This is a genomic window from Prevotella histicola, from assembly GCF_055385135.1.
The window spans coordinates 1,051,474-1,064,513 of the sequence record NZ_AP043793.1 but is presented as its reverse complement, the minus strand read 5'-3'; the positions used below and the strand labels follow the sequence as shown (position 1 = coordinate 1,064,513).

The window sequence follows — 13,040 nt, the reverse complement described above, 5'->3', positions numbered from 1 at the left end:
CGGAAAGAAATGATTTACATCCATTGGATATCCCTCGTCTTCTACACGACTATCATCATTGTAGCGATGATACGTGTGCTGATGGACAACCGGCAGCCTGCCAAAACGATGGCATGGATGCTGGTGCTGACGTTTATACCAATGCTTGGAATCGTGCTTTACTTCTTCTTTGGACAGAACACACGTAAGGAACGCAAGATCTGGCAGCACAGTATGGACCAGTTAACAAAGCGTTCTATGCTGGAGTTTGCAGAGCAGAAACGCTTGCAATTGCCTGGTAAGTATCGGTCACTTATCAGTCTTTTCATGAACCAGAACTGGGCATTACCTTTCAAAAACAATAAGGTGGAAATCTATACCTCGGGTTATGAGTTCTTCCCAGCCTTGTTGATGGAGATTGGAAAGGCAGAACATCACATCCATCTTATTACGTTTATATTTGAGAATGATCCCTTGGGTCGCATCATCGCTGACGCCCTTATAGACAAGGCACGACAGGGAGTTGAAGTGCGTATTATCTATGATGACGTGGGCTCATGGCGTATGAAGGAGCGTTTTATAGACAAGATGCGTGCTGAAGGTATTGAGGCTCACCCTTTCATGGCTGTACGTTTTCCGGTGCTGACAAGTAGGGTGAACTATCGAAACCACCGTAAGATCTGCGTCATTGATGGTGAAGTGGGCTTTATTGGTGGTATGAATATTGCGAAACGCTACGTGAAAGGAACAGGAAAGCAGGCTTGGCGTGATACACATGTGAAGATAAAGGGGGCGGCAGTGTATGGTTTGCAAAGGGCTTTCTTGGTGGATTGGTTCTTCGTATGTAGGGCTTTGATAACTGACCGCAGCTATTATCCAGAGATAATAACCGAGGAGAACGACTGTTTGGCTCAGATTGTCACGAGCAGTCCGACGAGTCTTTGGCCTGAAATAGAGCAAGGTTATGTAAGCGTACTGTGTAGTGCAAAGCATTATGTATATATGGAAACCCCCTATTTCTTGCCTACTGATCCTATTCTCTTTGCTATGCGAACGGCTGCTTTGTCGGGAGTTGATGTGCGTTTGATGATACCTTATAAGACAGATACAAAGATTGTTGAGTGGGCTTCACGTTCGTATGTCATGGAAACAGTCAAGGCTGGTGTGAAGGTTTTCCTGTATAAAGCAGGGTTTAATCATTCAAAGTTGTTGGTATCAGATGATGCTGTTGCCACAATAGGATCAACGAATGTGGACTTCCGTAGCTTTGAAAACGCCTTTGAATCGAATGCTTTCTTCTATGATGAAAGTATTGCTAAGGAGGTAAAAGAAATCTTCCTTCGTGATCAGAGTGAGAGTATTGCATTGGAAGATGTGAGGAGTCTTACTGACAGACCATTCCTACAGCGACTTTGGGAGTCGATAGTAAGACTGTTGAGCCCGTTACTTTAAGGCTCTTTTTTATACCCTTTTCTTGTTGGAATATTGATGAGAGAAGAAAGGGTAGTAAGTTCTCTCACATAAAAAGGTCGACCTTTTTCGTCAAAAGGGTCGACCTTTTCAAGAAAAACCGTCGACCCTTTTTGAGAAAAGAGGCCGACGGTTGTCTTATTTGAACAATGAGAAGTTCACACTACCGTAGCTTCTATGTTCAATAAAATGTGGGTTAGAAGAGAAATCATTGTGCTTGCCATGCTCGAAAACAAGCAGTCCATCTTCCTTCAATAAGTCGTGTTGGAAGATGAGATCAGGGATTGTTGAAAGCTCTGGAAGGGCATAAGGAGGATCGGCAAAGATGAGATCGAACTTCTGATGGCAGCTTTTGAGGAATCGGAATACGTCACCTTTTATTAATATATGCTCTTCTGCACCTATTTTCTCCATACATTGGCTGATGAAACGAGCGTGATCTCGGTCCTTTTCAACGCTTACCACTTGCTTACAACCACGTGAAAGAAGCTCTAATGATATGCTCCCCGTACCTGAAAATAGGTCTAATGCCGTTGTATCCTCCCAATCAATGTACCCGTTAATCACGTTAAAGATGTTCTCTTTGGCGAAGTCTGTCGTTGGTCGAGCTTTGAAAGTACGTGGAATATCAAAGTGTCTGCCTTTATATTTTCCTGTGATGATTCTCATTTCTTCTTGTCTTTATCAATCCAAATAGATTGCTTTCATGTCGTAAGGAATATTCTTTTGCTTTGCAATAGAATTATTATTGAAGTCAGCTTCAGGGCTGATTACCCTGCAATACTGCAGATGTTGCTTTATCTGTGTGGTCAACCAGTCTTCATGAGGCATACTTCCAAGGAGATAAAGCTCGTCCTTCTCAGCCTCCATTCCCGTTAGTTTCCAGATGTAAAGCAGATAATAGAGTATGTCATGAGCATGTGTCGTAACAAAAGAGTTGCTGAATCGGAAACGGTTCTGTTGGAAACAAAAGACCTCCAGTTGCTTTTCATGGAAGTAAGCATACAGCTTTCGCCGTGTTCCAGAGAAAGAACGCCGGTAGCAATGGGTCCATACTGATTGCATGAGAGGCTGGATGCGTATGTCCTGAAAGTGATCATCAATAACTAGTTTCAAGTCTTTATTGATGGAGAAGACCGCAACGGCATTCAGATCGGGTAGTACACTGGAAAGAATTTCCTCGCTCCCATTCTGGTGATAAGTATGATGATAAAGAGCCTCGACGTCCTGCCCTGCATACTCATCTGTCGGCACAAGCATCACTGGAGCATCCAGTTCAATCAGCACACGTTTGTATCCACTCTGCAATAACTCCGATACATGAAAGGCTTCTCGTAGGTTAGCCGCTATTGAAATACCAGCATTCATGTGGTAAGGCTCATAGACGAGCTGTCCACTCTCTTGTGGATCACCCACTGAAAACGCCATGTTGTCCTTACAAATCCTTATTGTAAGGCGGAGTTTCTTATCAGAGATATTGTTTGTTGTGTCTGCCATTATGTGTGTAACATACTGTTTATGTGTCTGCAAACTTACTCATTTTTTTTCAGTTATCCTTGCTAAATTCTTGATAAATGTCTTCTTATGGATTCCCCTAAAGTGTAAAAAAGGGTTTTAATGGTGTGAGTTTATCATAAAAAAGCAATAACTTTGCAGATGATTTTGCAGTCGAAACTATTCTTTTAACCACTGAAAGGTCGTTGAGAATAAGAACTATTTTACATGGCAATACAATTTTTCGTCATCTTCGGGTGCTTGGCATTGGGAGAATTTGTTGTATGGGCGACAGGAATAAAGCTGCCGTCCAGTATTATTGGTATGCTGTTTCTAACCTTTTTCCTTAAGGTGGGATGGGTGAAACTGTCGTGGATAGAGAAGCTTTCACAGCTCCTCATAGCCAATCTGGGCTTCTTCTTTGTACCACCTGGGGTGGCTTTGATTCTTTATTTGGATGTTATCCAGCGTGAATGGTTCCCCATTCTTATGGCAACAGTGGTCAGTACGGTACTCGTTTTGGTTGTTACGGGACAGATGCACCAGATGATTATCAAGCTTGAACGCCAGCTGACAGCACTTGACTTGCTGCATCATCGTGCGCATGCAGCGAAGGTAAAGGAGATGAAGGAGACTTTAGATGAGTTTGATACCTTGGTAGAAGAGGAAGAATTACGGAAGGTGAAGGCCTTGCGAGGTGAGGATTTGACAGATGAAGAGGAGGCAAAATCATGATGGATATAGACTTATTTGAGCAGGGAAGAGACATCTTCTCCAACCAATACGTAATCTTAGCATTGACATTTGCAGTGTTTTTCTTTATAAAACGTCTGCAACGCCGTACAGGATGGATGCTTCTCAACCCCATCTTGATAGCCATTGTGCTCATCATTATTTATCTGAAGATAACTGGAGTATCGTTTGAAATCTATAAAACAGATGCACAACTCATCGATTTTTGGCTCAAACCAGCTGTCGTAGCATTGGGTGTTCCTCTCTATTTGCAGCTTGATGCCATCAAACGTCTGTGGCTTCCAATCGTCTTGTCACAGCTTGTCGGTTGTTTAGTAGGTATCGTCAGTGTTGTAACAGTGGCGAAACTCTGTGGTGCATCAGATGTTATTATTCTTTCAATGGCTAGTAAGTCTGTCACAACACCTATCGCAATGGAGGTCACACAGAGCCTCGGAGGTATCCCTTCTCTTACGGCTGCTGTCGTTGTCATTACTGGTATTATTGGTGCACTGGTTGGTTTCAAGGCTTTATCCTTGGGACATGTCAACAGTCCGATAGCCCAAGGACTGTCTATGGGAGCTGCTTCTCATGCCGTAGGAGCTTCTACAGCCATGGCATATAGCAGTAAGTACGGAGCTTTTGCCAGCCTTGGTATCACGTTGAATGGTATCTTTACGGCTCTGCTTACACCTACAGTGCTTCGCCTGATGGGTATCATTTGATTCTTATTTCTAAGTTTTTGACCTGTAAAGCAGTTATTTGCAGATTTATAAGAGCTTTATTTGAAGATAGAAAAGACATTCTTTTGCATTGCAGAAGGATGTCTTTTTTATTTTTTTTTGGACTTGGTCAATTGCCTGTAGGTCATTAGATATATCATAGACTGTCTGAATTAAGTTCTCTGTTATCCCCTAAGCGGTAAGTGATAGATTTATCTTTTTTGTGAAAACGTTATTGATACTCGAGAAAAACGTTAACTTTGTAAACGTTTTCCCTATTATTAACGAATATAAACAAAGCATGAAGAATTATTTTTCTTTTCTCTTTCTGGTAGCAATGCTGTTAGGAACAAGTAGTTTTACTTATGAAACAGTGGCTACAAACAGTACAGAATATGTCAGCATAAAGAAACATAAGAAGCATAAAAGTAGGAGAACCCGTCAACGTGCAAAGACACATAAACTTGAGAATCGTAGACGTGGATACACTCGTTCTGCCAACGTCGGACAGGCAGTATATATCACTCCGACAGGTTCATGCTATCATTCAAGAACTTCTTGTCCTGCTTTATGGCGTGGAAATTACTCTCGAATATCTTTAAGTTCTGCACAGAATGAAGGTTATCGGGCGTGTTCAAGATGTTACTAATGTTTATGAATCCTTTTTAATGATAAGCGATATAATAACTGACTAATGCGAAAGAATATATGGAAAGTGTTCTTTCTCTTGTTCTCCTTACTGTCAATAGCATGCCAAGGGGATAGGGGAAAGACACAGGTTAAGACCTTAGATATCCCGTTTTCTAGTAGTACAGAAACGCAGTTGTCTGAAGAAGCTGAGTCTATGGACAGTTCTTCGGCTGATGAGAAAGCTGCGGATCAGCTTGAAATCCCGGTGGGGAAAGCTGGTGTGCCGTCTCTTCTGCTACATCGTGAGGGCTATACCGCCTCTTATAATATGGATACAAAGACACCCAACTGGGTGGCATGGCATTTGACAGATAGCCATACTGGAGGGAAGGTAAAGCGTAGTGGTATTACTTTTCATGCCGATGAGGATGTTCCAGAACCACGAGTTGATACGTATGACTATATGCGTTCGGGTTTCGACCGTGGTCATATGTGTCCTGCAGGGGACAACCGCCGGAGTCAGTTGGCTATGGAACAGAGCTTTCTGATGACGAATGTGTGTCCACAGAATCCTGCATTGAACAGTGGACTATGGAATACTATAGAGGTTCAGTGCCGTGAATGGGCAAAGCGTTACGGTGATGTGTATATCGTTTGTGGGCCAATCTATTTCAATCAGAAGCATAAAACGATTGGAATGAATAAGGTTCAGGTTCCTGAAGCATTCTTTAAAGTGGTACTTTGTATGGATGGAGAACCAAAGGCGATAGGTTTTATCTGTCGTAATGTGTCGGCAAAGGGGCATAAGAAGATCGACTATGTCAACTCTGTTGATGAGGTGGAGCGCATTACAGGTATCAACTTTTTCCCAAAACTACCTGATGATATAGAGCAGCGTGTGGAACGTTATGCTGATTATTCCGAATGGAAATGAACTTTGTGGTTTGAACTTTGAAAGTTGATTTCCTATTCTTTCACCCTTTCATTTTCCCAATAATCCTCCACTCATTTAAGTCCTTTTATCCCTTTAACTCCCTAACTTCTTAGAAAGAATGCTCACCGAAGAACTGATGTATGACGTATTGAGGCACTTTGTTTTCAATCCTACGGATGACCAAATGTTTGCTGCCGATATCTTTTCACGTTTCATGACGGATCGTGATGAGCGTTGTGTGATGATTCTTCGTGGTAGTGCCGGCACTGGTAAGACATCCTTAGCTGGTGCCATTGTCCGTACAATGATGGATTTAAAGCAGAAGGTCACACTCCTTGCACCTACAGGAAGGGCAGCAAAAGTGTTCTCACAGAATTCCGGACAACCTGCAGCAACAGTCCATCGTTGTATCTATCGTGAGAAGGCTTTCACGGGATTGGATGGTAAATTCAATCTGAATGTTAATCTTTTCCGCGACCGTTTGTTTATGGTTGATGAGGCTTCCATGATTAGTTTGTCGTCAAATAACAGTACTTTCGGCAGTGGTTGCCTGTTGGATGACCTTGTTCAGTATGTCTATAACGACCGTAACTGTCGTATGTTACTCATAGGTGATAAGGCACAGTTGCCACCTGTGGGCGAAGAAGAGAGTCCTGCTCTGCGTGCAGATGTGATGAGAGCATACGGACTGACGGTTTATGAATGCGATTTGAATGAGGTGTTGCGACAAAGTCAGGACTCAGGAATCCTGTATAATGCCACTGTTATTCGTCAGATGATAACCCATAATGAGGCAACACAACTACCCAAGATACGCTTCAATGGCTTTGCTGATATCTCTGTTGTCCCTGGTGACGAACTGATAGAGAGTCTTGCTTCCAGCTATTCGGAGGTAGGAATGGACGAGACAATGGTCATAACACGTTCCAATAAACGGGCTAATATCTTTAATCAGGGGATTCGTAACATGGTACTCGGGCGTGAAGAGGAGTTGACAACGGGTGACATGTTGATGGTAGTGAAGAATAAGTATAAAGCCCCACATAACCCTTCCGAGCAAGGAAAAACCCAAGCTGCTGTAGGGGAGATGACTGGTAAGGATCCATCCCATAGAAATATCTCTTCTTTCGGAGGAATAGCCGGAGGCTTCATAGCCAATGGTGACCGTGCAACAGTGCGTCGCGTGCGAAACGTTCGAGAGTTATATGGATTCCGATTTGCCGATGTTACCTTGTCATTTCCCGATTACGACAATACTGAAGAAGATATGGTTGTGATTCTTGATACGCTTAAAACGGAGGCACCGGCACTAACACATGAGCAGAATGAGCAACTCTTTCAGCGTGTGATGGAGGACTATTCAGACATCCCTTTGAAGGCTGATCGTATGAAGAAGCTACGTGAAGACGATTATTACAATGCTCTACAGGTAAAGTTCGGATATGCCATTACGTGCCATAAAGCACAAGGTGGGCAGTGGGCACATGTCTATCTTGACCAAGGATATATGACAGATGAGATGCTCACACCTGATTATATCCACTGGCTTTACACGGCTTTCACACGTGCTACGGAGCATCTTTACCTTGTAAACTGGCCGAAAACACAGATTGAATAAGCTCAATCAAAATGCTGACAGAGAAGCAATGCGATGGTAATATAATATATATTAAAGGTGGAAAGTTAACAAGACTTTTGTTTAACTTTGCATTCATAGATAGAGGATAACAACCCTTTAAAAACAAAATAACAATGTATATAGAGAAAATTCAGTCGCCAGCCGACTTAAAACAATTAGATATTAAGGCGTTAAAAGTCGTTGCTGACGAGACACGTAAGGCTGTTTTGAATCGTGTTAGCAAGCATGGTGGGCACGTAGGACCGAACCTTGGCTTTGTAGAGGCTACCGTAGCACTGCATTATGTGTTTAATACTCCAACGGACAAACTGGTGTTTGATGTCAGCCACCAGAGCTATCCACATAAGGTCTTGACGGGTCGTGTCTCTGGTTTCTTGGGTGATATGGAGGCAATGGATGCTGTCAGCGGTTATTCTTCACCAACGGAGTGCCCAGAATATGACAACTTTGAAGTAGGGCATACATCCACTTCGGTGAGTCTTGCTACGGGTCTTCAGAAGGCACGAGACATAAGAGGTACGAAAGAAAACATCGTTGTTGTCATTGGTGATGGCTCCCTTTCTGGTGGAGAAGCATTCGAAGGGTTGGATGAAGCATCAGAACTTGGTACGGGAATCATCATCATTGTGAACGACAATGAGATGTCTATTGCCGAGAATCACGGTGGTATCTATAAGAATCTTCGTGCTTTGCGTGAGAGCAAAGGAACGTGTGAGCACAACTGGTTTAAGGCTTGGGGCTTTGAATATAAGTATCTTGAGGAAGGCAATGATGTTGAAAAACTTATCGAAGTGTTCCGTAGTGTGAAGGATACTGACAAGCCAACGGTTGTTCATATACACACAGAGAAGGGACATGGGTTTGCTCCTGCCGTAGAAAATAAAGAGGCATGGCATTACAGTATGCCATTCAATGTAGAGAATGGTAGCAGCCTTGAAGGTCCTGAACATGAGTCTTACGATCAGCTTCTCTGTGACTGGATGCTGCAGGAGATGAAGAAAGACAAGACACTTATTGCTGTAACTTCCGGTACACCGACGGCTGCCGGCTTCACAGCTGAGAAGCGTAAGCAAGCTGGTAAGCAGCATGTTGATGTGGGAATTGCTGAGGAACAGGCTGCAGCAATGGTGTCTGGTATGGCAAAAGGTGGTCTTCGACCCGTGTGGACGGTTGTCAGTACGTTCTTGCAGCGTGCTTATGACCAGATAGCACAAGACCTTTGTATCAACTCTAACCCTGCAGTGATCAACGTGACGGGCGGTGGTGTGCTATGGATGAATGACATTACGCATATCTGTCTCTTTGATATTCCGATGCTATGTAGTATCCCTAATCTTATCTATCTTGCTCCAACTACCTGTGAGGAGTACTTTGCTATGCTTCGTTGGGCTATTCTTCAGGATAAGAAACCTATCGCTATTCGTATCCCAACCAATGGTGTAAACCATACGATGGAGGTTGTTGATGCAGCGTATGGATATGAACCGAAATATAAGATGGTGCATCGTGGTTCAAAGGTTGCCATCATTGCTGCCGGCTCTTTCTATCAGAAGGGTGAGAATGTAGTACGCCTATTGGCTGATAAGGGTATTGACGCCACACTCATCAACCCACGCTACTTGAACGCAGTGGATGCTGATACGCTTGACTCGTTGATGACTGACCATCAGTTAGTGGTAACATTAGAGGATGGATGTAAGGATGGTGGCTTCGGAGAGCGTATCGCTTCTTACTATGGACCTACTGAAATGAAGGTGCTTGTGGGCGGTGTGAAGAAGGATCTTTATGATCGTTTCGATCTTCAGCAACTGTTGTCCGATAACCGTTTGCTTGATGAACAGATTGTTGAGGATGTGATGAGCCTCTTGTAATAGCAAGTTTTTAAAGAATAAAAGGGTATCTTATCAAGGAGAAAGGCTCATACTTTCACCTTAATAAGGTACCTTTTGTTTTTATGTAATTATCGCTACTTGAGCGTAATCAGAAGAATAATGAATCCTTTTTTTAGTCTTATTCTCTTCCTGTAACCCTCTTGTAAAGGCTAAAGTACACCTTAATCATTTTCAATCTTTCGTATTACAGAAAATTACAAGCCCTTTGTAATACTTCTACAAGGCGCTTGTAATCTTTCTACAAGGCGTCTGTAATCTTTCTACAAGGCCTTTGTAATTTTTGGAATGGTACTCTTCCTTTGTCTCGAAGGCGGTTTTGAAGGTATCAACTTTGGGCAATTTAATAAGTTGCAAACGTATACATGGATATTCTTTGATAGGGAAATATAAGTAGATAGTCTGCTAAATAAAGTTAAATAATGCTCAAATATTCTTTGATATCAAAAAAAAAAATAGCTTTGCAAAAAGAAACAGAAAGCTACTTATACCTGTAGTTAATGTTATATCATGAGCAAAAACAGTTGAAAATTAATCTATCTAATATGAATAAAAAGCATTGGGCAGTCATTCCTGTCAGCCAATCTGTTCTTAAAAAAGTCTATATTGCTTTTGTGTTATTGTGTATGGTCATATCAGGTCATGCCCAGTCTCAATATAATAATGTCCTTACATTACAAGGAAGAATAAAGGATTTTGTCACACATGTGGATGTGCCTGGCAGCAAGGTTGAAGTACTTAATGCTTCAGACAGTGCGGTTATTGCTTCGACGGAGGCGCTCAACGAGTATCAGAATGGCGAAGATAAATGGGTGACTGCTGAATATTGGATGGGTATTCCACGTAAAGAGGGTAACTATATCCTACGTGTCAGCTATGATGGTTATGCGACAGCCTATGTTGACTTACCACTACTTCATCTTTATAAACGTGAGACAAGAAGAGATTTAGGTACAATCTTCTTAAAACGCCCTAAGACATTGAACTTGGAGGAGGTGGTTGTGAAGACCACAAAGGTGAAGTTCTACCATAAAGGAGATACCATTGTTTACAATGCTGATGCCTTTCAGTTAGGTGAAGGGTCTATGCTTGATGCCCTCGTTCGGCAACTACCTGGAGCTGAATTAGGCAAGGATGGCAGGATATATGTCAATGGAAAGTTTGTTGAGAGTCTGCTTCTTAATGGTAAAGACTTCTTCAGAGGAGACAACAAAGTCATGCTTGACAATCTGCCAACGTACATGGTGCATCAAGTAAAGGTATATGACCGATTGGGTGAAAACAGCCGTTTCCTCGGGCAGGAAGTGGCTGGTGACAAGCGTTTTGTTATGGATGTCCAGCTGAAGAAACAATACAATATAGGATGGGTTGGCAACGTAGAAGCTGGAGGTGGTACCAAGGACCGTTATCTGGCACGTCTTTTTGCCATGCGATTTACCGACCACTCCCAGTTGGCTATCTATGGAAATATGAATAACCTGAACGATGGTAGGAAACCAGGAGAGGGTGATAACTGGACGCCATCCGACCTCATTGGTGGACTGACAAACCAACAGTTAGCTGGTATTGACTATAATATTGATGCACGTAGTGGTAAATATCAACTTAGTGGAAATGCGCAGATTAAACATGCAGACAACACGATAATAGATAACACTAATCGTACAAACTTCCTCCCGAATGGTAATACATTCGACCGGATAGTAGCTAATAATCGTAATCACAACGTTACTTTCTCTACTGAACATCGCCTTTATTTCGAATTCAAGAATGCCAACTTAGATATTAAACCCTACTTTAACTATCAGTACTTCAACAATAAGAGTGGGTTCTCTTTGCTGACTCTCAGCAGTAGTTTGGATGCTTTCTCAAAGTCACAAGTAGACAGTCTTTATACACCGATGATAGGTAGAGAACTGCTTAGGTCGGCTATTAGCCGTAATCTTCGCAATGGATTGCTGAATGGACATTCACTAAAAGGAGGACTGTCGGTGGAGTCTGTTATAAAATTCAAGCACTCTCCTGACCATCTTACCCTTTATGCTGATGCGTCCTTCAGGCATGAAACAGAGAACAACTATGACCATAATCGCATTGATTATTATGCCCATGGTCAGCTCAACAATACTGATTTTCGCAACAGATATTTCAATAATCGTCCTGACCATGGCTATAGCATGACGGGAAAAATAGCTTATACTTATGTTATAAGAAGAGAATTGAGTATTGACTTCAGTTACAAATACAATCATACAACGACTGACCGATATTCTTCACTCTATCGTCTTGACCAGTTAACTGACTGGGGATCCAATACAACACATGAACTGGGGACATTGCCATCAGTGGCAGCATACAGTCATCTTATTGATGCCGCCAATAGTTATAACAGCTGGCAAGCTGATAATACACACACTTTTGGTGCTTTCCTTGTATGGAATAAGAAGGGGAAGAAGTCGGAATGGTGGGCACAGGTTGTACCCAATCTGTCCTTGCTTTCACGCACGATGCACTACCGTAATGGTCATGTTGACACGACATTTACTAAACGGACAGTCCTTTATAACATGCCCAGTACGCTTATAAGATGGAAAAGTACTGACCGCAAATATGAGTATATGTTCCAATATCATGTTGACGGTCTGGCACCAGATATGAACAAATTTGTGAACGTTCGCAATACTACAGACCCGCTAAACATCACAATGGGGAATACTCATCTGCAGCCATCATATAAGCATGAACTTATCTCACACTTTATACGCACGTATCCTAAGAAGGGCTTAATGTGGATTGTTGAAGCTCAATACATCCCAACAGTGAATGCCATAGCCATGGGTTATACCTATGACAAAGCGACGGGACAACGCACTTTCAGGCCAGAGAATGTTGATGGAAACTGGCGTGGACGGCTTTTCTTAGGAGGTGCTGGAGTACTGAACAAGAGGCGTACGTTGGATTTTAAGGCGATGTTTGGTATCAACTATGAAAGGAGTGTTGACCTCATAGGCCTTTCTGGAGTGGCTTCAGCTGACAGAAGTGTGGTTAATTCGTTCACTTGGATGAGTCAATTGCAACTCAATTACAAGATAGGACAGTCCTCTATTGGTCTGAAGGGCAATGGTAATTGGGGTCATGTCAGTGGCAATCGTGACGACTTCAATGCGTTTAATGTTGCCGATTTCAATTATGGTCTGATAGCTCAAGTGCGTTTGCCATGGGATTTAAGACTGGGTACTGACCTTACGATGTACAGTCGGAGAGGTTATAAAGACAAAACAATGAACAGTGATGATGTTGTATGGAATGCCCGTCTTTCTCGTCCCTTCTGTAAAGGAAAACTCATTGTGATGGTTGATGGATTTGATATTCTCGGGCAATTAAGCAATGTAACACGGACAATGAATGCGCAGGGAATAACAGAAACGTATAGTAACGTCATTCCACGCTACTTGGTTCTGCATGCTACCTACCGTTTTAATATCATGCCTCATTAGTATCTTTAGGGTTCAATGGGTACAATTCAATTGGACAACTCCAGACGGTTATAA

10 protein-coding genes are annotated in these 13,040 nt (G+C 42.4%); 8 read left to right on the top strand and 2 right to left on the bottom strand.

The window, feature by feature from the left end; translation table 11 throughout:
* Positions 1 to 9 precede the first annotated feature (9 nt).
* On the top strand, positions 10 to 1,431 hold the full coding sequence (cls, locus tag ACZ48L_RS04415) for a cardiolipin synthase (RefSeq protein ID WP_464722030.1): 1,422 nt from the start codon (positions 10 to 12) through the stop codon (positions 1,429 to 1,431).
* A 156-nt stretch (positions 1,432 to 1,587) separates the two neighbouring features.
* On the opposite strand, the gene rsmD is transcribed toward cls, so the two are convergent.
* Positions 1,588 to 2,118, bottom strand: a complete 531-nt coding sequence (gene rsmD / locus ACZ48L_RS04410) for a 16S rRNA (guanine(966)-N(2))-methyltransferase RsmD (protein WP_008824037.1) — start codon at positions 2,116 to 2,118, stop codon at positions 1,588 to 1,590.
* Between the two features lie 15 nt (positions 2,119 to 2,133).
* Positions 2,134 to 2,946 carry a DUF3822 family protein gene (locus tag ACZ48L_RS04405; protein WP_025791824.1) on the bottom strand — a complete coding sequence of 271 codons (813 nt, stop codon included), beginning with the start codon at positions 2,944 to 2,946 and terminating at the stop codon, positions 2,134 to 2,136.
* 225 nt (positions 2,947 to 3,171) lie between these two features.
* Here ACZ48L_RS04405 and ACZ48L_RS04400 point away from each other — a divergent pair, with 225 nt between their 5' ends.
* The 7 genes from ACZ48L_RS04400 to ACZ48L_RS04370 all read left to right on the top strand — a co-directional run bounded on the left by ACZ48L_RS04400 (position 3,172) and on the right by ACZ48L_RS04370 (position 12,986).
* The gene (locus tag ACZ48L_RS04400; RefSeq protein WP_025791826.1) at positions 3,172 to 3,678 is read left to right on the top strand and encodes a CidA/LrgA family protein; all 507 of its coding nucleotides are present in this window, start codon (positions 3,172 to 3,174) and stop codon (positions 3,676 to 3,678) included.
* Positions 3,678 to 4,400: an LrgB family protein gene (locus tag ACZ48L_RS04395; RefSeq protein WP_148295445.1), complete on the top strand. Its 723-nt coding sequence runs from the start codon at positions 3,678 to 3,680 to the stop codon at positions 4,398 to 4,400. The genes ACZ48L_RS04400 and ACZ48L_RS04395 overlap by 1 nt, the downstream gene beginning before the upstream one ends.
* 298 nt (positions 4,401 to 4,698) lie before the next feature.
* On the top strand, positions 4,699 to 5,046 hold the full coding sequence (locus ACZ48L_RS04390) for a hypothetical protein (RefSeq protein WP_148295441.1): 348 nt from the start codon (positions 4,699 to 4,701) through the stop codon (positions 5,044 to 5,046).
* A gap of 45 nt (positions 5,047 to 5,091) precedes the next feature.
* Positions 5,092 to 5,961 (top strand): DNA/RNA non-specific endonuclease, encoded by an 870-nt coding sequence (locus ACZ48L_RS04385; protein ID WP_025791830.1) that lies wholly within the window; start codon positions 5,092 to 5,094, stop codon positions 5,959 to 5,961.
* Between the two features lie 118 nt (positions 5,962 to 6,079).
* A complete protein-coding gene (locus ACZ48L_RS04380; RefSeq protein ID WP_025791831.1) occupies positions 6,080 to 7,579 on the top strand; it encodes an ATP-dependent DNA helicase in 1,500 nt (499 codons plus the stop codon).
* 134 nt (positions 7,580 to 7,713) lie between these two features.
* Positions 7,714 to 9,471: a 1-deoxy-D-xylulose-5-phosphate synthase gene (locus ACZ48L_RS04375; protein ID WP_315361448.1), complete on the top strand. Its 1,758-nt coding sequence runs from the start codon at positions 7,714 to 7,716 to the stop codon at positions 9,469 to 9,471.
* 563 nt (positions 9,472 to 10,034) lie between these two features.
* Positions 10,035 to 12,986, top strand: a complete 2,952-nt coding sequence (locus ACZ48L_RS04370; protein WP_464722029.1) for an outer membrane beta-barrel protein — start codon at positions 10,035 to 10,037, stop codon at positions 12,984 to 12,986.
* The last annotated feature ends 54 nt before the right edge of the window (positions 12,987 to 13,040 follow it).